The sequence below is a fragment of the Polyangium mundeleinium genome (assembly GCF_028369105.1).
Classification (GTDB): domain Bacteria; phylum Myxococcota_A; class Polyangia; order Polyangiales; family Polyangiaceae; genus Polyangium; species Polyangium mundeleinium.
This window is the reverse complement of sequence record NZ_JAQNDO010000001.1, coordinates 6,729,643-6,753,144: the sequence shown is the minus strand read 5'-3', so window position 1 is coordinate 6,753,144 and position 23,502 is coordinate 6,729,643. Positions and strand designations below refer to the sequence as shown.

Annotated in this window: 15 protein-coding genes; 2 read left to right on the top strand and 13 right to left on the bottom strand. The window is 68.1% G+C overall.

Translation table 11 applies throughout. From position 1 onward, the window contains the following. Positions 1-172: 172 nt before the first annotated feature. From POL67_RS26735 to POL67_RS26705, 7 genes are all read right to left on the bottom strand, one after another. Positions 173-964: an N-acetylmuramoyl-L-alanine amidase family protein gene (locus POL67_RS26735; protein ID WP_271922014.1), complete on the bottom strand. Its 792-nt coding sequence runs from the start codon at positions 962-964 to the stop codon at positions 173-175. A gap of 10 nt (positions 965-974) precedes the next feature. Then, on the bottom strand, positions 975-1,742 hold the full coding sequence (locus POL67_RS26730) for a hypothetical protein (RefSeq protein ID WP_271922012.1): 768 nt from the start codon (positions 1,740-1,742) through the stop codon (positions 975-977). A gap of 38 nt (positions 1,743-1,780) precedes the next feature. Then, complete coding sequence (locus POL67_RS26725; RefSeq protein ID WP_271922010.1) at positions 1,781-2,926, bottom strand: hypothetical protein; 1,146 nt, start codon at positions 2,924-2,926, stop codon at positions 1,781-1,783. A gap of 1 nt (position 2,927) precedes the next feature. After that, positions 2,928-5,171 (bottom strand): type VI secretion system Vgr family protein, encoded by a 2,244-nt coding sequence (locus POL67_RS26720; RefSeq protein ID WP_271922008.1) that lies wholly within the window; start codon positions 5,169-5,171, stop codon positions 2,928-2,930. Positions 5,172-5,201: 30 nt separating this feature from the next. Next, positions 5,202-5,573, bottom strand: coding sequence for a PAAR domain-containing protein (locus POL67_RS26715; protein WP_271922006.1), 372 nt, complete (start codon positions 5,571-5,573; stop codon positions 5,202-5,204). A gap of 13 nt (positions 5,574-5,586) precedes the next feature. Continuing rightward, on the bottom strand, positions 5,587-7,671 hold the full coding sequence (locus tag POL67_RS26710; protein ID WP_271922004.1) for a type VI secretion system Vgr family protein: 2,085 nt from the start codon (positions 7,669-7,671) through the stop codon (positions 5,587-5,589). A gap of 192 nt (positions 7,672-7,863) precedes the next feature. Continuing rightward, positions 7,864-8,802, bottom strand: coding sequence for a tetratricopeptide repeat protein (locus POL67_RS26705; protein ID WP_271922003.1), 939 nt, complete (start codon positions 8,800-8,802; stop codon positions 7,864-7,866). Between the two features lie 532 nt (positions 8,803-9,334). Here POL67_RS26705 and POL67_RS26700 point away from each other — a divergent pair. Then, positions 9,335-9,943: a hypothetical protein gene (locus POL67_RS26700; RefSeq protein ID WP_271922001.1), complete on the top strand. Its 609-nt coding sequence runs from the start codon at positions 9,335-9,337 to the stop codon at positions 9,941-9,943. On the opposite strand, the gene POL67_RS26695 is transcribed toward POL67_RS26700, so the two are convergent. Further along, a complete protein-coding gene (locus tag POL67_RS26695; RefSeq protein WP_271921999.1) occupies positions 9,912-10,541 on the bottom strand; it encodes a hypothetical protein in 630 nt (209 codons plus the stop codon). The genes POL67_RS26700 and POL67_RS26695 overlap by 32 nt on opposite strands. A 74-nt stretch (positions 10,542-10,615) precedes the next feature. Between POL67_RS26695 and POL67_RS26690 the strand changes: the two genes are divergently transcribed. Then, complete coding sequence (locus POL67_RS26690) at positions 10,616-11,065, top strand: CocE/NonD family hydrolase C-terminal non-catalytic domain-containing protein (RefSeq protein ID WP_271921997.1); 450 nt, start codon at positions 10,616-10,618, stop codon at positions 11,063-11,065. 12 nt (positions 11,066-11,077) lie between these two features. Here POL67_RS26690 and POL67_RS26685 read toward each other — a convergent pair whose 3' ends face one another. The 5 genes from POL67_RS26685 to POL67_RS26665 all read right to left on the bottom strand — a co-directional run bounded on the left by POL67_RS26685 (position 11,078) and on the right by POL67_RS26665 (position 23,395). Continuing rightward, positions 11,078-16,006: an AAA family ATPase gene (locus POL67_RS26685; RefSeq protein ID WP_271921995.1), complete on the bottom strand. Its 4,929-nt coding sequence runs from the start codon at positions 16,004-16,006 to the stop codon at positions 11,078-11,080. Positions 16,007-16,189: 183 nt separating this feature from the next. Continuing rightward, a complete protein-coding gene (locus POL67_RS26680; protein WP_271921993.1) occupies positions 16,190-16,765 on the bottom strand; it encodes a transglutaminase-like domain-containing protein in 576 nt (191 codons plus the stop codon). A 103-nt stretch (positions 16,766-16,868) separates the two neighbouring features. Further along, a complete protein-coding gene (locus tag POL67_RS26675; RefSeq protein ID WP_271921991.1) occupies positions 16,869-17,216 on the bottom strand; it encodes a BP74-related protein in 348 nt (115 codons plus the stop codon). Positions 17,217-17,429: 213 nt separating this feature from the next. Further along, positions 17,430-18,431 (bottom strand): hypothetical protein, encoded by a 1,002-nt coding sequence (locus tag POL67_RS26670; RefSeq protein ID WP_271921989.1) that lies wholly within the window; start codon positions 18,429-18,431, stop codon positions 17,430-17,432. A gap of 158 nt (positions 18,432-18,589) precedes the next feature. After that, positions 18,590-23,395 carry a hypothetical protein gene (locus POL67_RS26665; protein ID WP_271921987.1) on the bottom strand — a complete coding sequence of 1,602 codons (4,806 nt, stop codon included), beginning with the start codon at positions 23,393-23,395 and terminating at the stop codon, positions 18,590-18,592. Positions 23,396-23,502: the final 107 nt, after the last annotated feature.

Here is a 23,502-nt window from a genome sequence, read left to right as displayed (position 1 = left end):
ACAGCCGCGCTGCTGGTTCTGCTGGCAACTCGGCTTCTTCGTCGGCCTGTTTGAAAAACTGCGCGGAGCGCAGTTTTTCAACCCTGGGTCCAGCCCCTGGCTGGTCCGGGGTCGAGGGGGCGGACAGCCCCCCGCGGGGTCCGGGGCAGCGCCCCGGCGCGGCGGCTCCCCGTCACAGCGAATTTGCGAGGGCGCGTGCGACGGCGAGCATGAGCGTGCTGCGGTTTGCCGAGGCGCCGCCCCCGCTCACGAGCAGCGCGTCCACCTGGTGGTTGGAGATGAACTCCACCTCGATCAGAACCGATCGACACATCTTGCCGCTGTAACCGATGCCGGGGTCCCTCAGGATGCCCAGGCTCTTGTGCTTGGTGTCCGTGTCGGGCTTGATTTTTCGGTCCTTCGCGCCTGCGTCGATCCGCTTCATGGCACCGAAGAGCGCGGTCTGGACGGTCTGCGCGAGGGCCGTGTCCTCGCCCAGGTTCGCGTTGCCGTTGGAGCCGGCCTTGTAGAACGTCTCCGTCCCTCGCGCCGCCGCCGCGCCGCCGTTGAAATGGATGCTGAGGAAGATGTCGGCCTTGTTCGTTTTCGCGACGTTGACCCGCGCGCTCAGCCCTACATTGTTGTCCGAGGTGCGCGTCAAGATGACCTGCACGTCGGAATACCCTCGACCTCGGAAAATGGCCTTGCACGCCTCGCCGTCGAGGTGCTGCTTGAGGGTCTGCGCATACTGGAGCGTCAGGACCTTCTCCTTGACGCCTGATACGGCCGTCGCGTTGTTCGGGCTGCTCCCGCCTACCATGGCGGTCCCGCCATGACCGGGATCGATGACGATGACCCGCTTGTCCTTGCACGTGCTGCACGACTGCGCGGCCGGCTGGTTCGCGTCGGGGACGGTGGACGGCGAGGCAGGCGAATCTGCGTTCGAGACCGAGGCGGGCGTGGCGGGGGGTCTTGCTTGTGTCATCGACTTTCCCTTAGGCGAGCTCGTTCTCCAGGACCGCTTCGAACCAGACGGTGGCGCGACGTTCGAGCTTCTCGGCGACGACGTCCGGGCCGTCCTCGTCACGCCGCGCGAGCGTTTTGCTGATCCACGGAAACAGCGGATCGTCGTCGCACCGATGACCAAAGGCGACCATGAGCACGGCCATCAGCGCCACCGAACGGGGCTGCGTGAAGCCGTACGTGTCGCGGGCGCGCCCGATGGCGTCGCTGACGAGGAGCTGCATCGTCTCCGGGCCGCCATACGAGAGCTTTTCCGGCCAGACGTGCGCGAGGAGGCGCAGGATGTCTTGCTCGATCGTGTCTTGATGGAGCGGCAGATCGTTCGTTTGCGCGAGACGGAGGAGCCTCCGGAGCGCGCCGCGCATGTAACGGCTGTCCGCGCCGCCGACCTCGCGGAGGTACTCGCATACCTTCTCGTGCAAGGCGTCGGCCTTGAGCATCTCCTCGGCGAAATCGTCGCGCACGAGGATCTCGGCCATCCATGGGTATTGAGGGTCGGTCGGGAAGCCGCTGCCGAAGAGCAGCATGCAGTCGATGTAGAAATGCACCGGGCCGCGACGCGTGAGCCCGTACCGCCCCGCGCGCTCGATCCCCTGCTGGAGCGCGTAGCGCACTTGCTCCGGGGTGAGCGTCTTGCAGAGGTTCGGAGAGAACTCCTTGCAATGCACGATCATCTCGTCCTCGAAGGACTTCATCGCCGACTTCTGGAAGGCGTCCAGGGAGGCTTGGCGGATGATCATGATGGCTCCTCGGTTCCTCGCGTCGCGAAGTTACGCCCTCAAGCGATGATGACCCCATCCCGCGCGGTGATGTGCAGGTGGTTGCCGTGCAACTTCGAGTTTCCGTCGTTCTGCCGGTTCGGCGTCGCCGCCTGGTTGTCCCTCGTGTTGCTATCCATCTCCCACGGATCGAAGCATTGCTTGACCCCGGGGTTCTGCTGGAGCGACCTCCGGAAGCCCTGCACGTGGAGCGGTTGGTTCTTGTCGCGCTCCGCCTCGTACGCCGCCTTGTTCGCGTCGGTCTGCTTCGCCTGGTAGGCCTGCAGGAGCCGCACCTCCGTGGCATTGGCGCCCGCGGTTCGGAACATCCGCGTGCCGCCCACGTTGTTCACGTCCACGCCGAGCCCGGCGCGATGCGCGATCGAGCCGAGACAGGGACGCCAGTTCGAACTCATCGAGATGGCCGTCACGCTCGAATCCACGGCCGCCTTCAGGATCGCCGCGAACCCCGCGGGATGAACGCGCGGCAGGCCGTCCGTGGTGAGGCTGAAGCTCGTGATGTTGTCCCTCGGGTTTTCGGCGTCCGCGAACGTGAGCGTGGTCGTGAACGCGGCCTGGGTGCCCGACGCCGGGATCGTCATCGTCAACGTATTGCCCGTGAGGCCCCCGTACAGGGTCCGCAGGGCTGCGATGATCTCCGCGCGTGTCCCGGCCGGGACTGCGGCGTCGACATCCGCGGCGGTGAACTTGTGCGTCACCTTCATCCAGATGTCGCCCGTCAGCGGGGCATTGTATTTCTCGAGGTTTCTCTCGGTGGCCACCAGCACCGGCGTGTCGGGGTCGTTGTGTTTGCCCTTTTTCTCCCGGACCGTCACCCGGACGTTCCGATCCTTGGGCGTCACCGCGTACACGGCGTTCTTGCGCCGCCCGGGAGCGGCGTCGCTGTTCAGGAACAGGCTCACCTTCTGGCCGGAATTGACGGTGACGTTGATCGCGCCGTCCCCGCCGCTGACACGCGCGACCGAATTCCGGTATGCGGCCTGCACCTCGTCGTCGACGGCGACCGCGTAGGGAATGCTGAGCGTGCTCGATGTGGCCGAGGTGTTGAAGATGTAGGTCACGGTCCGCCGCGCGGCGACCCGATCCTCGGTCGCGGCCGGGTTGTTCTGCCGCGTGGTCGATACCTTGGGGTCTCCTGTCGCCATGTCAGCACCCCTCATCCATCGGAGCATCCGGGCCCGAGGGGAGATCGCCTCCCCATGTGACCTTCACCTGCTGCTCCTTCAACGTCCCGACGCGGATCGTATACCCCTCGTCGTCCGTACGACCCGTGTAGACGGTGCCGTCCTCGAGCTCGATCCGATAAGGCAGATCCGGGACCGGCTCCTCCGACCGCTCGTCGATCGCCCGGAAGCACTCCGTGTAATGATCGAGCTCGGGATCCTCGGGCTTCTCCGGCTTGGTTCCTTTGCCCTGACCGGGGGATCCGCCGTTGTTGATCGCCACCACCGTCCCCTCGATCGTCACCCCGCTCCCGTCGAATTTGAGGAAGCCCCCGGGGCCGCGCAGCGTGAAGGATTGCCCCCCCTCGCCGACGTACGCTTCGCCTGCGATCACGTGCGCCTCGTCGTTCGCCCGGAGCGCGTAGCTTCCTTCCACCTTCTCCTGCCGGTGATCCGCGACCGTCAGCGATTGTTTTCCGTCGATCCGCTCGCTCCGGTTGCCCTTCACTTCGAGGCTCACGTCGACGTCGATCCGCTCGCGCATCTTTTGCTTCGTGATCGCGTCCGCGTCCTTGCCCACCCACCGCTTTCGCGACCCGTCCGTGTGCTCCCGCTCGTCGCGCTTCACGAGCTTCTGCCGGTCGTGGCCCACCGTCGCGTATTCGTTCTCCTTGACGAGCCGCGTGCGGTTCTTCTCCGCCTGCTGCCAGACGAGCTCCTTCTTCGCGAGATCCTCGAACATGATCTCGTTGAAGCCCTTCGATCCCTGCGAGGAGTCGCTCTTCCACGTGCTGCGCGTCTTGTGCTCCGGCAGCCTGTACGGCACCTGCTGCACGGCGTTGTAGACGCGCCCCATCACGAAAGGCAGATCGGGATCGCCCTCGGCGAACCCCACGAGCACCTCCTGCCCGATGCGCGGCAGCACGATCATCCCGTACCCCATGCCGCCCCAGCCCTGGTTCACCCGGAGCCAGCAGGAGCTGCCCTCGTCCTTCTTCCCCTCGCGATCCCAGGGGAATTGCACGCGCACCCGGCCAAACTCGTCCGTGTGGATCTCCTGCCCCGACGGGCCCACCACGGTCGCGCATTGCAGCCCGTGCACGATCGGCTTCGCCGTCCGGCGCGGCGGGCGGTACGGGACCTCGGCGAAGACCGCCTGCCCGAGCAAGCTCCACTCGCCCTCCGCCGTCCCCTCGAACGTCGTCTCCAGCACGAGGAGCTTCCGATCCGCCGAGAGCTCCGCGTGCGGGTGCCGGGACATCGAGAAGACGCCGCCCGGCGCGAGATCGTACGTGTTGGCCTCGAACGAGATCGCCCGCACCCCCACGCGTTCGCCATGGAGCGCCTTCTCCGCGAGCTCGCTGCCGTATTTCTCGTCGTGCCGCGCGATCCCCTTGTCGTCGGCCACCGGCGTCCCGCTGCCCTTGCCCGTCTCGACGAGGAACGCGCCCTGATCGAAATGGTATTGCTCCGATCCGCTCGCCGCGGGCGCGCGGCCATAGAGCTCGAAGTCGGGGTTCCGGAACTCGTAGTCGCGGATCGTGTAGCCGCCCGGACGAACGTCGTGCGAGAGGCGCACGGCCGTCACGTACTCCTGCTCCGCGGCCTGCGCCGGATGATCGACGTACCGAAGGCTCTCGCCGGGACGAGCGGCGTTCGCCTGGAGCTGATCGGCGAGCGTGAGCGTGCCGCCCTGATCGTCGGGGAACGTGAACGCGATGCCCGCCTCCTCGAGGAGCCGGCTGAAGAACGCGTAATCGCTCTCCCCGTACTGGACCTTGTATTCGAGCTTGGGGTACTTCGCCCGCTCGATCTTCCAGGCCTTCTCGATCCCCCATTCGCCGAGGAGCTCGTCGATGATGTCGGGGATGGAGAGCTGCTGGAAGATGCGGTTGTTCCGGCGGTGGCGGAGCCGGAAGAGGTCGGGGACGATCTCCACGTGATAGGTGGACAACCCCCGCTGCCCCACCTGCGGCTGGAGCGCGTGGACCTGCTCCGCGAAGGCGACGATCCCCTTCCACGTGCGCTCGCCGAGGCCCGAGACGTGGAGGTAACCCGGCGCGGACCGGAACGTCGCGGGCTTGTCCAAGATCGCGCCGAGGTCGAGGCTCGGGTCCGCCGTTCGGCCCCAGATCGAGACCGAAAAAAGCGTCGAGACGGCCTCCTTCACGACGAAGCGCCGCACGGAGAGCTCGCCCGAGGCGAGCGACAGCTCAAGAGTGGCCATGGCCTTCGCTCCTCATGTGCTCGCGCGCCCTCACGGCGTCTCCCTCTCGCGCTGCCGCCGTTCCTCTTTCGCGCGCGCCTTCTCCTCGCACTCCTCGCAGAAGGGCCGGTCCGTCAGGAGCGTCTCGGCCTGCGCGCTCGATCCGATGATCACCGACGGGCAGCCCGAGATGATCTTGCCCCCGTGGGTCGTCGGATCTCCCTTCCGCGCCGCGTCCTGGTTGCCGATGATCACCGTCGGCTCGCCTGCCGCGATGGCCGCGCCGCACGCTTCGAGGTCGCCCACGCGCGACTGCGGCATGTACCCGACGATCACCGTCTCCTCGCCGGTCACGATGGCGTTCACGGCGTGCCCCGGGATGGGGCAAGCATGTTTGTCGCTGATTCTCGCCGCCGGAGGCATGGTCCATCTCCTCCTATTGACCGATCAGCGTCACGCTGACGTCGTCCACCTCGGCCTCGACCGCCGCATCCGGCTCGTCCGGGCTGCTCCCCTTCCCGCTCCCCGGCGAGCCGCCGCTGTTGATCCGCACGACCTTCCCGCGGATCGTCACGCCGCTTTGATCGATGCGGACAAACCCGCCCGGGCCCTTGATCGTCAGGTCCTGGCCTGCCTCGATCACGACGCCCGTGCCGGCTTGCACGTGGATCTCGTCGCTCACGCCGATCGCGTAGCTCTTGCCGACGAGCTCGTGCCGGTCGCCCTTCACCGTCAGGGATTGTTTGCCCTCGATGCGCTGGTTGCGCTTGCCGTAGATGCGCAGGTGCGAGTCGCCCTCGACGCGCTCGCGCTTGTTCTGCTTGATGACGATGTCCTGATCGCGACCGACGAAGACCTTGAGGAAGCCGATCGTCTTGTCCTGCTCGTCGTTCTTCACGAGCTTCTGCCGATCCTGGCCGATCGTGATCGTCTCGTCGTTCTTGACGAGCCTCCGACGATTCTTCTGCGCCTGCTCGTAGACGAGCTCGGCGCCCTTCGAATCCTCGAACATGATCTCGTTGAAGCCTTCCGAGCCGGTCGACGTGTCGCTCTTCCACGTGCTGCGCGTCTTGTGATCCGGCAGCTTGTACGGCACCGCTTGCTTCGCGTTGTACACGCGGCCCACGATGATCGGCTGGTCCGGATCGCCCTCCAGGAACCCGACCATCACCTCCTGCCCGATACGCGGCAGCACGATCATGCCGTACCCGGTGCCTGCCCAGCCCTGGCTCACCCGGATCCAGCAGGAGCTGTTGTCGTCGTAGCGACCCTCCCGATCCCAGGGGAACTGCACGCGGACCCGACCAAACTCGTCGGTGTGGATCTCCTGCCCCTTCGGCCCGACGACGCGCGCGCTCTGCACGCCCTCGACCCGCGGCTTCGTGCTCCGTTGCGGCGGCCGGTAGGGCGACGCCGTGAAGACGGCTTGCCCCGACATGCTCCACTCGCCCTCGGGCGTGCCCTCCACGGAGAACTCCGTCACGAGGAGCTTCGTCGACTCCGAGAGATCCGCGTGCGGGTGCCGGTCGATCGAGATGATCTGGCCGGGCCAGAGATCGATCGTGTTCGTGTCGAACGAGACCACGCGCCTGTCGACCCGCGCCCCGCCGAGCATCCGCCCTGCCCGGCCCTTGCCGAACCCCTGCTCGTGCCGCGCGACGCCCTTGTCGTCCGCGACGGGCGTGTCGCCGCCCTTGCCGCCCTCGACCAGGAAGCCGCCGGGTTCGTAATGGTACTGCTCGTATTTCGCCTCTTGCCCCGAGGCTTTGGGCGCCTCGCCGAAGAGCTCGAACGAAGGGTTCCGGAAGTCGTGGTCGCGGATCGTGTGGGCGCCGGGACGCACCCCGTAGGACAGCCGGATGGCAGAGACGAACTCCTTCTCCGCCTCCTGGTTCGGGTTGTCCACGTAGGGCAGCGCGCCGCCCGGGCGTGGGGCATTCGATTCGAGCTTGTCCGAGAGCGTGAGGTTCGAGCCCTTCGCGTCGTCGTCCGGGAAGGTGTAGGCGATTCCGGCCTCCTCCAGCATGCGGCTGAAGAACGCGAAATCACTCTCGCCATACTGGACGCGGTACTCGAGCTTCGGGTACTTGCCCCGATCGATCTGCCAGATGCTGTCGAGGCCCCAGTCGGAGAGCAGCTCGTCGACGATGTCGGGGATCGAGAGGTGCTGGAAGATGCGGTAGTTGCGGCGCTGCGTGAGCGTCCAGAGGGACGGGACGATGCGCAGCGAGTACGTCGAAAGCTCGTGGGTCCCCGAGGCGGGCTGCACGGCCTGCACCTGCTCGATCGAGCTCACGATGCCGCTCCAGAGCCGCGCCCCGCCGAGCCGCGCGAAGCGATACCCGCTCACCACCCGCAGGGAGGCGGGTTGCCCGATGATCGCTTCGAGATCGATGCTCGGGCTCTCGGAGCGCGCCCAGACGGAGACCGTGAACAGGCCGGAGACGGACTCGTGGACCGAGAAGCGCCGGACCGAGAGGGAGCTTTCCCCGCAAGCAAATGACAGCTCCAAGATAGCCATGCGCGCGACACCTCGGCGGCGACATTACCAAGCCTCAGATTTGCCTGTAAAGCAGGATCGTGCGCATTTGTGTCTGGCAAAGCGAGCCCGCGCGGCGAGGAGCCTGCCAATTTCGCGGCCATGTGCTGCCTGGAGGGGAACCGGGGCGGGGTCAGCGGGGCAACTTGTGCGGCGCGTCAGGGGAGAATCTGACTACTTCCTGCCGTTCAGCGCGTGATGCGACAGGCGGTTTCTCGTGCCCAGGGTGTCGGGATGACGCTCCCCGAGCGTCTTTTCCTGAAGGTCGAGCAGCCTCCGCGCGCACGCCTCCGCCTCCTCGTGTTTCTCCTGCACGGCCAGCATGTATTCGAGCAGGAACAAGGACTTCAAATGGTCGGGGTGGCCTTCGCCCAGCGTCGCCTCTTTCAGGGCCGCCACCCGGCGCAGGAGCGCCGCGGCTTCGCCTGGATTCCCCTGCTTCTGCAATACACTCGCGAGCCCGCCCGCCGCCGACCAGAACGCGGGATGGTTTGGGCCCACCGCGCGCTCCTCCAGGACGAGCGCCCTCCGGTGGATCGCCACGGCCTCGTCGACTTTGCCGCTCGCGCCCAGGACCCCGCCGAACAAGCCGAGCAGCGACCGGTAGGAGGGCCTTCCGCCGTCCCGCACATCGTCCTTCTTCGAGAAGGCTCGCGACAGGATCGCCTCGGCCTCCGCGTCCTTGTGGTGTTTTCCGAGGACGTTGACGAGGACACCCAACGACGCCTCGGTCTGCGGATGGTCGGGCCCGAGGACGTTTTCGTGGAGCGCCAGCGCCTCCCGCAGCAAGGCTTCTGCCTCTCCGGATCTGTTCTGGCTCGTCATGACCGCCGCGAGGAGGTTCAGCGAGACCGGATAGGAGGCATGGCGCGGCTCGAGCGGGCGCCCCTCGAGGGCCAGCGCGCGGCGCAGGAGCGCCTCGATCTCGGCGAACCTCCGCTGCGCCAGGAGCGGCTCCACCTGCTTGACCAGCGCGGCGTCGTCCAGCGCGAAGGCTGAAGGCGAGCCCGCCGAAGCCCCTTCCGCGGCGACCTGCCCTGTTTTTTTGCCCTTGAACCAGTCGAAGATGCCCATCACGTCGTGTCCCTGGGAATCGGGGATGTGTTCTCGCACGAGGAGCACAGCTTCTACCATCATGTGGCGTGCCGTCCGCCCGGGGAAGACCCGGCGAAGTGCTCCAAAACGGAGCGCCGGGTGCTCCAAAATGGAGCGGGGAGGCCCCAAAGGGAGGTCCGGTCGATCGGGAGCGAGCATGGGGAGGCCCCAGGTGAGGTCCGGGCGCTCGGGAGCGAGCATGGGGAGGCCCCAGGTGAGGTCCGGGCGGTCGGGAGCGAGCATGGGGAGGCCCCAGGTGAGGTCCGGGCGCTCGGGAGCGAGCATGGGGAGGCCCCAGGTGAGGTCCGGGCGCTCGGGAGCGAGCATGGGGAGGCCCCAAAGCGAAGCACGGGCGGGCCGAGGGGGGTTTGGGGAGGCCCCAAGGCGTGCTGTCGACGGAGAGTCCACAACGGAAGCGGGAAGTGAACGCCCCGTCGACAGCGATGGGTCGGCGGGGGCGGTGCCTCGGGGAGCTTCGGGGTGGCACGATCGCTGCTGTGGGAGGCGCGTGCACGGTTCCATCAAAAACGTCGACCGGAGAAGCCATGGCATGCGCAGACAACGAGCCCGCGGGCGCGAGGCGCTCGTGACCACGCGGCTTCACATCCTCGTCCTCATGGCTTGCGCCGCTTTCGTCGGCTGCGGACCTCCCCCGCGGGCCTTGGCCGCAGAGGACTGCCCGGACGCCATCGTGAAGGGGCAGCCCTCGCAGATCACGCTCGTCCCGAGCGCCGAAGGGGTCTCGTTCGAGCCGCCGAAGACCTGCAGAGGCCAGTATCCGGACGCCCCGCAGTATTACATCCGCGTGCACGGCCACGGGACGCGGCGGATCGATTACAGCAAGCGCGATCCAAATGAATGCGACACCCCCGACGCCGACCCCGTCGCGTGCCCGAAGGTGCACTACATGGCGATCGGCCTCTCGGTGCTCGGGGCGATGACGAAGGCGCTCGGGGAGAGGAACGCCAATGGCCTGGGGCTCGGGGCCTGCGCCGACGGGAGCGGGCCGCTCGACCAGTGGAACCTGTCGAGCAGCATCCAGGACTTCCGCCACGCCGACGAGGCGCTCCGCATCATCGACGCCGAGCTGCGCCGCTGGAACATCGGCGACGACTGGGGGCTTTCGGTCAGCGGGATTGAATGCGCCGTGCTCTTGTAGGCGCGTGAGAGGCCGTCCTCGCGGCGCGCCTGGGCTTCACGCTCCTGTCTCGGCGGAGCGCGAGGAGCATGGCGGCCGCGGCCATGACGAGAGGCGCATCCGGGCTTCGCGGAGCGCCCTGCGCGCTGTACGTGCAGCCTCCGTCGTCGGGGGGCGCTCCCCCACCCTGCCCGCCCGATCCGGTGGGACCGCCGGATCCACTGGCAGCGCCGGCACCCCCCGCGCCCCCGATTCCGCCGGTTCCGCCATGACCGCCATTGCCACCGGCGCCGCCATTGCCACCCGCACCACCATTGCCGCCCGCGTCCCCGGCACCCCCGGCACCGCCATTGCCCTCATCGAGATCGACGACGCGTGCGAAGACGCGCTCTCCACCGCCGCCCCACGGCAAGCTGGGATCGTGGTGCGAATACGCGAACAGGACTTCGCCGTCGCTCCCCGCGGCGAGCGACGGCGAGCTCTCCTCGATGGCATCACTCGTGACGGCGAACGACGTGAGCACGGAGAGGTTCAGGTCGCGCACGACGGCAAGGAGATCGGGCGTGCCTGCCGCATCGCAGCCCCGATACCCCACCACGATTCGGTTCCCCGTGATCACCGCGCCCCGGGGCCTGAGAGGGCGCGCTGGTCGCGCGCGCATGGACCGGCTGGCGCTGGCCGATCGTCACGGGCGTGGACACCGTCGCGAGCGAGGTGTTCATGGGCGAGGCGCAGCCGGTGTCCATCGCCGGCGTGAACCGCACGAACGCGGGCGTCTGGCAGTCGGACGTCCTGGCGAGCGCGCTGCGCCTGCGCGGGGCCGCGCACCTGCACGTGACGGTCGCGCCGGGCAGCTCCGCGTCGACGACGGTGATCGCCTATCTCTACGATACGGACAAGCTGGGAATGGGGCGCCTCGTGACGCCTATCCCCTTCACGATCCCCGAGGCGGTGGCCGGCCAGGTCTATCCCGTGGACACGGACTTTTTCGTGACGGCCTACGACGTGCCGGAGGGCCATCGCCTCACGCTCGTCGTCGACACCGTCGACCCGCTTTATGTCGATATGGAGAATCGATCCACCGAGCTGACGTTCGTCTCGCCGCCGGGGGACCCGTCTTATGTGTCCCTGCCGCTGAGGTGATGCGCCGAGGTCCTACGAATCCTTGCCCCGTCCGAGGTTCAGGCACGTCCGCAGGCCGTCGCGGAGATTGGCGCGTGTCTGGATGCGGCTGAGATCGACGCCGAGGGAGATCATCGCGCGGGCCACGGCGGGCTGGATGCCCGTGATGACGCTCCTCGCCCCGAGCAGCCGCACGGCGCCGATGATACGCACGATGTGCTCGGCCGTCCCGGGATCCATCTCGTCGACGCCTGTCAGATCGACGATCGCGAACTTCGATTGGGTCTCGACGACCCGCGCGAGCAGGTTCTGCGTGATGACGGACGAGCGCTCCTCGTCGATGACACCGACGATCGGAATGGTGAGCACCCCGTCCCACACCTCCAGGATGGGCGTGGACAGGACACGGATGAGCTCTTTTTGCTGCGCGATGAGCGCCTGCTTTTGCGAGAGCTCCATCTCCTGCCGGCGCTGCTGCTCGGCATTGAGCGACAGGATCCGCGCGTTGGCTTGCTCGATCTCCCGCGTCCGCGCGCGCACGTTCTCTTCGAGGCTCGAATAGAGGAGCGCGTTCTCGATGGAAATGGCGACCTGCGCCGACAGGAGCCGGAGCATCTCCATTCGATCCGGCGTGAACACACTCCCGGCGAGCTCGTTTTCCAGGTACAGGACCCCGACGAGCCGCCCCTGCCGCAGGATGGGCGTCGCCAGGAGTGATCGGAGCTGGCTCTGCTCGATGTAGGGGTCGTCCGCGAAGGGGCTGTTCTTCGCCCCTTCGTGGAGGACGACGCTCTCCGCCGTCCTCGCCACGTATTTCACCACGCAGGTGGCCAGATCCCGGCGCGACTCCAGGGGCGCGGACGGGAGCACGCGGATCTCGGCCTGATCGATGTGGCCTTCGGCCCGGATCACGAGCCGCTCATTTTCCCGGAGGATCACGAACCCCTTTCTCGCGCCCGCGCTTTCGAGGAGGACGTGCATCAGCTTCTGCAGGAGCTGCGGGATCAGGATCTCGCCCGAGATCGCCTGCGAGGCCTTGACGACGGCGCCGAGGTCGAGCTTGCGCGCGGCGGGGTCCCCGTCCGCCACGCGCTCGATCCGGCCGAGCCCCGCCTCCGGCCGGAGCACGTGCGAAAACTCCTTTTCGAGGCGCTCCATCACGCGGACGGCGCCCCACCGCGCGTAGGCCCGATGCGCCTCGGCGAGATAGACACGCGCGAGGAACGACCTGCCACGGTCGAGGTAATGACGGGCGCAGAGCTCATTGCCGAGCGCCTCATCGTGGGCGAATCCCCCTTCGCGGGCGGCGGCGATCGCCTCGTCGTAGAGGTGCCCCGCGCGCTCGGACGGCTCGATCCGGGCGAGCTCGGCCTGGAGCAAAAGGTGGCGATGGCGCAGGCTCTCCGGGTTGAGCTCGGACCAGACGGCCATCCTGCGCGCGCAATCGTAAAACCTCGCGAGGTAGAGCTCGCGCAGGTCCGGCGGCGCGGTCGTCGAGGCGCGCGCGAAGGCCACGCCGCCATAGAAGTAGAAGCAGGGGGTCGCGTGCCAGGCCGGGAGCATGACGTCGCCCGCGGGATCCGTCGCGCCCCACATCGCCGCGACCTCTTCGTAGGCGCCCTTGAAGACACCTCCGAGGACGTCGTACACGTTCGCGAAATAAAGCGAAGCCGTGTTGTTGATCTTCCGGGCATCCGCCTTGATGACGTCGATGTCGACCCAGGCGACGCGCGACGACGCGTCCGCCTCCGCGGGCCTGCTCAGATCCTCGCAAACCTCGGCGATGGCGCTGACCATCCAGGTCATGGCGTTGAACTTGTCGAGCTTGCAGAGCGGCTGGTATTGCCGCGCTTCTTCGAGGATCTCCTGGAGGTGCCGCCCCTGGAGGAGGCTGTTCGTGCTCGCATTGGCCGTGTTGTAAAAGGCCCAGATGTATTGACCCGTCTCGACGCCGGTGTGCATGCCTCTGCGGAGCGTCGCCTTGTAGGTCGTATAGCCTTCCTTCCAGTGCTGGACCCACGCCGCCCACATGTTGGCCAGCATGGCCTCGGACTTCTTGTCCGGGTGAATCTCGTTCAGGCGCACCGCCGCGCGGCCGAACTCGTATCCCTTCTCGATATCCATGCTCGCGCAGAGCACGGTCCCGAAGTTCATGTACGCGAAGATCGAGTTTCTGGAGATGCCGTGGGTCAACGTGTTTTGCAGCATCTTCATGATCGTGATCGCCAGGTTGTTCGTGCCGAGCTGGTAGCAGGGCGTGAACATCTCCTGCAGGAGGTCCTGCAGCGCGGCGATCTCCGGGTCGTTCTGCGGAGGCAGATCGATGAGCGAGGCGACGGGCCGGTCGCCGATCATGGCAAACGTCCGCGCGCGCTCGGCGGCGAGCGCGTCCGCGTCCGGGAAGGGCGGCAAATCGATGCCGAACGCGCGCAGCGCGGCGAGCCCCTCGTCGAGGGCCGCGAGCAGATCGTTCTTCAGGATCTGCACGTTCATGATCAGGCGCCGGACCGCCGTCTGGTGCACGCGCCCCTTGGCTTCCTTGAAGCAAGCGGCGAGCGTCGCGAGCGCGTCGTCGTGCCGCTCGCAGAGCGATTCGAGCACGCCCTTTTTCGTGTGATAGGCAAAGGAGAGCTCGTACTCCGCGCTCCACGCGTCGCGGGGCAGCATGGCCGCGCCATGCTCCAGATACTTGAGGGCCGCGGAGAAGGCGCCTGATTCCTCGGCGCGCTCGGCGACCTTCAAATTGAGCCGCGCGGATTCGAGGCGCGCGCCCGGCGCCGTGATCAAGTCCCCCGCGTTGTTCAGGTGATTGACGATGTCGAACAGGTCTTGTCCCTTGTTGGGATCGAGCTTGAGGAGGAGGATCTCTCCGATCCGGTAATGGTATGCCGCTCGGTCCGCCACCGGGATCAAGGAATAGGCGGCCTCCTGGATCTTGTCGTGCGCGAAGCGGAGCTGCTCGCCCGCGGTCACGATCAAGCCCTCGCGGATGGCTTCCTCCAGGCTCGCGTACGTCTCGTCCGGAGGAGTCGCGCTGATGGCGTAGAGGACCTCCAGATCGAGGACGTTGCCAATCGCCGAGGCCTGGCGGAGGACGTCCTGCGTGCGCGGAGGGAGGCGCAGGAGCGTCTCCGCCATGAGGCCGAGGACGTTGTCGGAGGAGTCCAATCGCTCGATGGCCGAGAGATCCCAGCGCCACCCCGCCGCGGGATCCCGGAAGAGCACCTTCGCCTCGTACAGGTGCCGAAGGAAGCGCTTCACGAAAAAGGGATTGCCGCCGGTCTTGCGCAGCACCACCGCGGCGAGCGCATCCCCGTCGTCGACGCCGAGGCTGTCGTTGATGAGCGCGCTCAAAGAGGCGATGTCGAGGGGCTCGAGGACGATGTCGACGACCTCGGTGCCGCCCTGCTCGAGCTCCTCCAGCGCAACCATGAACGCGTGGGTCGGGCTCACCTCGTTGTCCCGGTAGGCGCCGCAAAAGAAGAGCGCCGATCGGTCTTCGTCCGCGAGGATGGACGTGATCAGGCTCAAGCTCGCCGCGTCCACCCATTGCAGGTCGTCGAGGAAGATCGCCAGCGGGTGGGCTGGCCGGGCGAACACCGACACGAACTTCCGGAAATAGAGGTTGACGCGGTTTTGCGCCTCGACGGGCCCGAGCGCGGGGACGGGCGGCTGCTCGCCGATGATGTGCTTGAGCGAGGGCAAGAAGTCGCAGAGGACCTGCCCATTGCTGCCGAGGGCGCCGAGAATGGCCTCCCGCCATGCCGCGAGCCGCTCCTCGCTCTCGCAGAGGAGCTGCTTGAGGAGCGCGTCGAACGCCTGGATCACGGCGCTGTAGGGGGTATCGCGGATGTACTGGTCGTACTTCCCGCTGATGTAATACCCTTTCTCCCGCGCCAGCGGCTTCAAGATCTCCTGGACGAGGGAGGACTTTCCGATGCCCGAGTAACCCGACACCAGGATGATCGCGCGCCTGCCCCGGAGCACGTCGTCGAACGATTCGATGAGCTTTCGGATGTCCTTTTCGCGGCCGTAAAGCCCCTGATGGATCTGGAGCAGATCACTCCGGTCGTGCTGGCCGAGGACGAAGGGCTCGATCTGGCCGGTCGTTTGCCATTGCCGCTGGCACTCGGAGAGGTCTGCCTGCAGGCCTTCGGCGCTGCTGTAGCGATCTTCGGCGCCCTTGCGGAGCAGCTTGAGGACGATGGCGGAGAGCGCCTCGGGCACCTCCGGCCTCGCCTCCGAGGGCGAAGGGGGCGACGCGGCGAGATGGGCGTGGATCAGCTCGAGCGGGTCCTCGGCCTCGAAGGGCCTGCGCCCCACGAGCATTTCGTAAAAGACGACCCCCAGCGAATACATGTCCGTCCGGTAGTCCACGCTCCGGTTCATGCGGTTCGTCTGCTCGGGCGAGCTATAGGGGAGCAGCTCCGAGAGGACGCGGCGGCTGTAGATCTCCTCTTTCTCCCGCGTCACGACGCCATCGACGCCGAAGCCCGTGAGCTTGATCTGGTTCTCCGCCCCGAGCAGGATGTTTTCGGGCCGCGTGTCCCCGTGGACGAGGCCACGGCGGTGGAGATCGGCAAGGGCTTCGGCCAGGGAGATGCCGAGGCGCAGGAATGCATCGATATCGAGCGTCCCTTGCCGCGCGAGGAGGCTCGCCAGGGAGGTGCCGGGGAAATACTCGGTGATGACCGCCAGGCCATCCCTTTGCTCCTCGACGCCGTGGACCTTGACGATCTTGTCCGAATCGATCCGCTGCAGAATGCCGTAGGTATGCTTGAGGCGCGCGATATCGGCGAGTCGGTTGGAATCGGCTGCCATGACCTTGACGGCCACGTCCTGCCCGTCGCCCAACCGGCGGCCGCGATACGTCACATACCTGACGCCCTCGCCGATCTTGGAGGTGATCTCAAACCCCTTGACATCGGCCGTCGTTTCCTCGGTGGCCAAAAACAGCGACATCGCTCCCCTCTCCGGCGCATTCGTCTGCACGACGTCACGCCCCCTGCGCATCCCTCTGCGCCGCTCTTCACGGACGGCAGATGAATCCAGGAGTCTAAAGGCGCGCTTCTGGGGAGATCAAGCGCGGTCACACCCGTGCCGTCCGGGGCACCTTTCCTCCGTACTGCGAGTGCTTACCCGTGCCTAGACGCGCGCCAAGACGTCGTCGGGCAGGTCGGCCGCGAAGCTTTGCCAGTCGGTATGGGCGCGCAGCTTGGCCACGACGACCGGGAGCGGATGGGCGTACACGGCCTTATCGTCGACCTCGCCGGCCTCCGTCGCGGCATAGGCCAGCCGTTCGGTGGGCGGGTCGAACGCGGCGTCAATGCCGGGCTTGTTGCCGCGCGCGTCGATGCGATACCAGCCGATGCCCGGAAGCTCGACGGCGTTGAACCCGTGGAGGCAATACCCTGACCCATTCGCGAGCCGCTGATAACACAGGCCGGCAGGCAGGCCATTCGCGCGCAGGAGGGCAGCGAGCAGGTGGCTCTTGGCGTAACAGAAGCCGGTGCGGTGGCGCAGCACTTCGGAGGCCGTGCAGGTGAGCGGTCCGGCCTGGATGTCGAGGGTATGGCGGACCTCGTCGCGTACCCAGGTGAAACAACGACGGGCGATCTCGATCGGCCCGGACGCACCTCGCGCGAGCGCCGCTGCCAGGGCAGCGATTTCGGGATGTCGTGCGTCGATGACGTCGGTCGCGGCGAGAGCGTCGTTTGCCATGGGGGCGTTTTAGCAGACCTCGGGCCGCCTTGGACCGGCGGTCCTCGACGCGCGAGCCGGGCACGAAGCGTGACCGGCTCGGCGTCCGCGGGCGACGTCGGCGTCAGCCCGGCTTCACTTCGTCCACGAGCCGCGAGGACCACGGGCACCACATGCAGCCCGGAAGGAAGGCCCCACAGGCCTCGTCGAGGTGCTCTTCGAGGTACTGCGCGCTGGAGTCGCAGACCTCGATCGCCATCTCGAAGAAGTCGATGGTGTTCGGATCCAGGTGGTAACTCCATCCTGGATTGTACGGGACCGCTCGCTTGATGATCCTGCCGAGCACATGAACCTTCTGCTTCTCCTCCCCGCTGAGGATCCGGCGCGCGTGCGCGATCTTCGCGTCATCTTTCAGCTCGATCACGAAGCGCGATTGGCCGTTGGTGTCAGTGAATCGGAAATACGCTGCCACGATCTTGCTCCTCTGTTGACGTATTTGGGGTCGGGCAAGGGGGCTCCTCCGAGCCGGTGCGACAACGGCTTGCTTCGAAAAGAAACGCCCCCCGTTCCTCCCCGTTGAACCCATGCTTTGGGCATGGGTGGAGCTAGAGTAGAGGAGCCTGGACCTCGCGCCATAGAACTTTGGTCCTACGTCTCGGACGCGGGATTGCGGAGCGGTCCTGGATCATCCCGCCGCGCGCGCGACGGGTTGTTCGGCGAGCATGGCTTGCTGCTGCTCCCGCTGCGCGCGGCGCGTCCGTTCCCAGCGCACGGCGAAGCCGGGGCTTTGGGCCTCGCGCTCCGCCAGAACGGCCGTCTGCTCGGCCTGGCTATGGGCCCAGGCGGCGAGGGCTGCCGCGCCCAAGGCCTCGGCGGCAACTCCAGCCTGGTGGAAGGCCTCGCTCGACATTTCGAGGAACCGGACCAACCCGCCCTCGGCGTGGAGCTGCTGCTCGAGGGCCTCCACCGTCGCCTCCGCCGGCGCGTGCTCCAGCAAAGCGACGTGCCACGAAGCGCCGAGCTCGAAATCATCGATCCAATCGACCACGTCGTCCCTGTACTGGAGCCCCAGCGCCGCGCCGGCGACCAATGCCTCGACGTGCCGTCGCTCCTCCGCGCTCCATCCGGCCGCCGCCGTCGCGGTCATGCTCGCCGGGAAGGCCAACCCCTGCTTCTTCAGCGAGATCGCTCGATACCGATCGAGGGTCGCCGGCGCGCACCCTGCGAAGACGGCCCGCTCCTCCTCCACGGATTCGGCGGTGACCTGCTCCCCCCAAGCAAAGGTGCACGCTCCCTCCGGCGCGCTCGCGAGCAGCGGCGCGAGCGCCTGATCCCGCGCGCGCCGAACGATATGAATGAGCGCGCGCTCGGCCGCGCCGGCGATGATTTGCCCATCGTCGATTCGATCCATCCCAAAGGCGGCGATGATCGCGAACAGGTGCGCCTCGACCGCGCGCTCTCGGATCTTCCGCGAGGCCCGCTCGGCGCCGAGGAGCAGCGCGGGGAAGCCGAGCACCGCCGCATTGTTGAAGACCCGGCTCCACGGCGTCCCCGGGTTCGGCGTGAGCCCGAATCGATACGGCAATTCGCGGGCGATCGTCGCGAGGTGCTCGGGGAGCGTGGCGACGAGGCGCTCGTACGCGGAATCGATGGCTTCGTGGACGGCGGTGGTCGGCGGCGTCTTCATCCGGGGTCTCCTTGCGGGTCCCCGGACGAACAGCAAGCGCCGCGCCAGAGGTCGTGGGGCGCGCGGCGCGGGGGTTTTGGTGGGATTGCTGGCGTGGAGTGGAGCGAGAATGGAGGTTGCAGCCTCCAGGGATGGAGGTCCGCGCCTCCTCCCTGCGCTCAGCGATGCGGACCTCCTCGGCGAGCGTGCGCAGGACGCCGACGCCGGAAGGTGATGAGGCCGAGCAAGGCGAGCGCGGCCCGGCCAGCGTCCTGTCGCGGGTCGTTCGAGGTGTTTCCCGCAGCGCGGCAGGCGCAACTGCTGTCGTCGCCGATGGGCCCGCCACCGGCTCCGCTGCCCGCGCTGCCGCTGGTCGATGAGCTGGCAGCGCCGCCGGAGCCGCCACTGCCACCGGAGCCACCGGAGCCACCGGCACCGCCGGAGCCGCCGGAGCCGGAGCCGCCGCTGCCGCCGGAGCCGCCGGAGCCGCCGCTCCCTGCACTGCCACCGGAGCCACCGGCACCGCCGCTGCCGCCGAAGCCGCCGCTGCCGCCGAAGCCGCCGCTGCCGCCGAAGCCGCCGCTGCCGCCGGAGCCGCCGGAGCCGCCGGAGCCGCCCGAACCGTTCATGCACGCGCCGCCGACGCACACGCCGCTCGTGCACATCGCACCATCGGGGGCGTTGTTGTCCGCAGGGCAATTCACCGAAATGCCGCCACACGTCTCGGCGATATCGCATTCGCCGATGGCGGCACGGCAAACGGCCCCCACGGGCGCCAGCACATCGGGCGAGCAGCCCTTGTTTGCGCCGTCGCACTTCTCCGGGACATCACAGGGGCCCGCGGCAGGTCGGCAATTCGTTGTGACATCGGCGACGGCATCCGGGGGGCAAGCACTTGCGCTGCCGTCGCAGGCTTCGGCGACGTCACAGACGCCGGCCGCCGCGCGGCATTGCGTACCAGCGGCGACCTTGGCGTCGGCGGGGCAAGCGCTCGTGCTGCCGTCGCAGGCTTCGGCGACGTCACAGGCGCCCGCGGAGGCGCGGCATTGCGTGCCCGCGGCGATCTTGGCGTCGGCGGGGCAAGCGCTCGTGCTTCCGTCGCAGGCTTCGGCGACGTCACAGGCGCCCGCGGAGGCGCGACATTGCGTGCCCGCGGCGATCTTGGCGTCGGCGGGGCAAGCGCTCGTGCTGCCGTCGCAGGCTTCAGCGACGTCACAGTCGCCCGCCGAGGCGCGACATTGCGTGCCAGCGCCGACCTTGGCGTCGGCGGGGCAAGCGCTCGTGCTGCCGTCGCAGGCTTCGGCGACGTCACAGTCGCCCGCCGAGGCGCGACATTGCGTGCCAGCGGCGCTCTTGGCGTCTGTGGGGCAATCGCTCGTGCTGCCGTCGCAGGCTTCGGCGACGTCACAGGCACCTGCCGAGGCGCGGCATTGCGTGCCAGCGCCGACCTTGGCATCCGCTGGACAAGCGTTCGTGTTGCCATCGCAGGCTTCGGCGACGTCACAGGCGCCTGCGGAGGCGCGGCATTGCGTGCCCGCGTTGACCTTGGCGTCCGCGGGGCAAGCACTCGCGCTGCCGTCGCAGGCTTCGGCGACGTCACAGTCGCCTGCGGAGGCGCGGCATTGCGTGCCCGCGGCGATCTTGGCATCCGCCGGACAAGCGCTCGTGCTGCCATCGCAGGCTTCGGCGACGTCACAGGCGCCTGCGGAGGCGCGACATTGCGTGCCCGCGTCGACCTTGGCATCCGCCGGACAAGCGCTCGTGCTGCCATCGCAGGCCTCGGCGCTGTCGCAGACGCCCGCCGAGGCGCGGCATTGCGTGCCCGCGGCGACCTTGGCGTCGGCGGGGCAATCGCTCGTGCTGCCGTCGCAGGCTTCGGCGCTGTCGCAGACGCCCGTCGAGGCGCGGCATTGCGTGCCCGCGGCGACCTTGGCATCCACGGGGCACGCGGCGCTCGACCCATTGCACGCTTCGGCCTTGTCGCAGGCGCCTGCGGCCGCGCGGCATTGCGTGCCCGCCGCGACCTTGACATCCGTGGGGCACGTATTGCTCGACCCATTGCACGCCTCGGCGACGTCGCAGTCGCCTGCCGCCGCCCGGCATTCCGTTCCTGCCGCGGCCTTGACGTCCGCGGGGCAGGCATTGCTCGACCCATTGCAGGCTTCCACCGCGTCACACGGACCCGCCGCCGCGCGGCATTGCGTGCCCGCGGTGACCTTGACGTCCGCGGGGCACGTATTGCTCGATCCGTTGCAGGTCTCGGCGACGTCGCAGACGCCTCCGGCCGCGCGGCATTGCGTGCCCGCCGCGACCTTGGCATCCGCGGGGCAGGCCCCGCTCGACCCGTTGCAGGTCTCGGCGACGTCGCAGGCGCCTGCGGACGCGCGGCATTGCGTGCCTGCCGCGGCCTTGGCATCCGTGGGGCAGTTGTTGCTCGACCCGTTGCAGGTCTCGGCGACGTCACAGGTTCCTACCGCCGCGCGGCATTGCGTGCCGGCCGCGACCTTGGTGTCCGCGGGGCAGTCATTGCTCGTTCCATCGCATTGCTCCGCGACGTCGCAGACGCCTACGGCAAAGCGGCATTGCGCCCCCGCCGGGGCTTTTGCGTCCGGCGGGCACGCGTCGCTCGTCCCGTCGCAGACCTCCGCCGGATCGCAGACGCCATAGGTCCCGCGGCAGATGGTGTTCGCCGGATGTTTCAGATCCGGGGGGCACGTGTTGCTCGTCCCGTCGCAGAACTCCAGCGGGTCGCACCCGCCCGCGGACGGGCGGCACACGCTGCCAGGCATCTTCGCGTCGGCTGGGCACGCCGCGTTCGACCCATCGCAAAACTCCGCCGCGTCGCACACCCCCGCGGAGGCGCGGCATTCGGTGCCGGCCGGAATCTTGACGTCCGCGGGGCAGATCCCGCTCGACCCATCACACACCTCGGCGACGTCGCAGCTCCCCCCGGCCGCGCGGCATTCCGTATTCGCCGCGAGCACCACGTCGCTCGGACACGCGGCGCTCATGCCATCACATACCTCGGCGACGTCGCAGCCCCCCGCGGCCGCGCGGCACACCGCGTTCGGGGCCGCGACGGCGCAGACCCCATCCACGGCGGCCCCCGCCGCCGTGCTACACGCCTGGCAATCGGCGGCGCCCCCTCCGCCGCAAGCGCTGTTGCAGCACACACCATCGACACAGAAGCCGCTCGTGCATTCGGCGGTCACCGTACACGCCGAGCCGTTGCTCTGCGGAAGCACGAATGCGTAGGCCGCGCCGGCGATGTGGCCTTTGTCGTCGTCCCCGGGGGCGCCGAGGATCGCCACATTCCCCGACAACGCGACCCCGTGGCCGAACAGATCACCCTCCGTCGCGTCGGTCGCCACGAGCTTCGGCTGCTGCGTCCAGACGGTGCCGCTGCGCTCGTACACGTAGACGGCGCCGGTCTCCCCGCTTGCGGTGTTGTTGTTGTACGCCCCCACGAGCGCGACGTTCCCCGCCACCGCGACCGCGGCGCCGAACCTGTCGAAGGTCGCCAGGTCGCTCGGCAGGAACTTCGCTTGCTGCGTCCACGTGGACCCGCTGCGAAAGAAGACGTACGCCGCGCCAGACGCGTAGCCCTTGTCGGACCGGTTGGGCGCGCCCACCAGCGCCGTATCGCCCGAGATCGAAGCCGTATAACCGAACTCGTCGTCCGAGAGTCCGTCGCTCGCCACGAGCTTCGCCTGCTGCGACCAGACCGTCCCGCTGCGCACGAATGCGAACGCGGCGCCCTTGCCGCTCTCCACGCGCGCTCCGACGAGCGCCGTGTCGCCCGACAGCGCGACCGAAAAGCCGAACTGCTCGCCTGTCGAGATGTCGCTCGACAGGAGCTTCGCCTGCTGGGTCCAGACGGTGCCGCTGCGCTCGAACACATAGGCCGATCCGGACTCCGGGCCCAGGTCGTCGTCGCCATACGCCCCGATGAGCGCCCTGTCCCCCTCGAGCGCGACGGTCGCGCCGAAGTAGTCGTTCGCGGCGCCGTCGTTCGCGAAGATCTTCGCCTGCTGGGTCCAGACGGCGCCACTGCGCACGAACAAATAGGCCGAGCCAGACTCCGCCCCCTTGGCATTCTCGGACCGCGCGCCCACGAGCGCCGTATTCCCGGACAGCGCGACGGCGCAGCCAAAGCGATCGCTGGCCACTCCGTCGCTCGCCAGGAGCTTCGCCTGCTGGGTCCACACGCCGCCGCTCCGCACGAATACGTACGCCGAGCCGGAGGAGGCGCCTTTGTCGTCGTCTTCGTACGCCCCCAGGAGCGCCGTGTCCCCCGAGACCGAGACCGCAGAGCCGAGACCGTCGCCCACCTGCCCGTCATCGGCCAGGAGCTTCGCCTGCTGCGTGCCGATGAGCGGATCGATCTCGATCGGATAGGCCGCGTCGGTGTCGTCCACGTGAATCGAGATCTGCCCCGCCTCCACGGAGAGCCACGCCGGGAGCGCCTCGCCTCGCGCGTCCTTCACGAAGAGATCGGCATACGAGAGCGCGACGCGGCCCTCGGGATCCACGAGGCGAATCACCTGCCCGCGCCCGTCGCCGTCCGCGTCGTCGAGCTCTGCCCGAAGATCCCCGAGGAGCTCGAGCGTCACGACCTTCGACCCGGCACACGCGGGGGCCTCGGCAATGACAAACCCCTGCTCGAGCCCGAGCGGGCCGTTGAGGTACCAAGCCGAGAGCCCTTCGTGGCGATAGGAGACGCGATTCCCCTCGGCCTCCGGCTCGACCTCGGAGACGCGCGCCATGGCCCCCTCGCAGCCCAGGGCCGCCGTGCGCATCGAGAACGACCACGGCTCTCCATCCGAGGAGACGATCACCCCCGCGCGGTCGAGCGTCGTCACGAAGTGCGCGGCCTCGTTGTCGACCACGAAGCGGCCCGGCTCGGTCCTCCTCGCGGCAAATGCCTCCGAGGCCCCCGCCTGCACGGCGGCGATGTAGGCCGCGCGGAGATCCTTTGGTATCACGATCGACGCGGATGGCGAGGGCGCTTTCGGTTTCGAGGGCTCCGGCGGACTCTGGGGCGAGGTGTCAGCTCCGCACGACACGGCAAAGGCGACCCCCGCGGCAGCTA

What these genes read in the sequence shown, in the direction of transcription:
- POL67_RS26730 (WP_271922012.1), bottom strand. Translation starts at nt 1,742, where the DNA reads ATGATCATCCGCCAAGCCTCCCTGGACGCCTTCCAGAAGTCGGCGATG.
- POL67_RS26715 (WP_271922006.1), bottom strand. Translation starts at nt 5,573, where the DNA reads ATGCCTCCGGCGGCGAGAATCAGCGACAAACATGCTTGCCCCATCCCG.
- POL67_RS26735 (WP_271922014.1), bottom strand. Translation starts at nt 964, where the DNA reads ATGACACAAGCAAGACCCCCCGCCACGCCCGCCTCGGTCTCGAACGCA.
- POL67_RS26700 (WP_271922001.1), top strand. Translation starts at nt 9,335, where the DNA reads ATGCGCAGACAACGAGCCCGCGGGCGCGAGGCGCTCGTGACCACGCGG.
- POL67_RS26670 (WP_271921989.1), bottom strand. Translation starts at nt 18,431, where the DNA reads ATGAAGACGCCGCCGACCACCGCCGTCCACGAAGCCATCGATTCCGCG.
- POL67_RS26710 (WP_271922004.1), bottom strand. Translation starts at nt 7,671, where the DNA reads ATGGCTATCTTGGAGCTGTCATTTGCTTGCGGGGAAAGCTCCCTCTCG.
- POL67_RS26720 (WP_271922008.1), bottom strand. Translation starts at nt 5,171, where the DNA reads ATGGCCACTCTTGAGCTGTCGCTCGCCTCGGGCGAGCTCTCCGTGCGG.
- POL67_RS26685 (WP_271921995.1), bottom strand. Translation starts at nt 16,006, where the DNA reads ATGTCGCTGTTTTTGGCCACCGAGGAAACGACGGCCGATGTCAAGGGG.
- POL67_RS26725 (WP_271922010.1), bottom strand. Translation starts at nt 2,926, where the DNA reads ATGGCGACAGGAGACCCCAAGGTATCGACCACGCGGCAGAACAACCCG.
- POL67_RS26680 (WP_271921993.1), bottom strand. Translation starts at nt 16,765, where the DNA reads ATGGCAAACGACGCTCTCGCCGCGACCGACGTCATCGACGCACGACAT.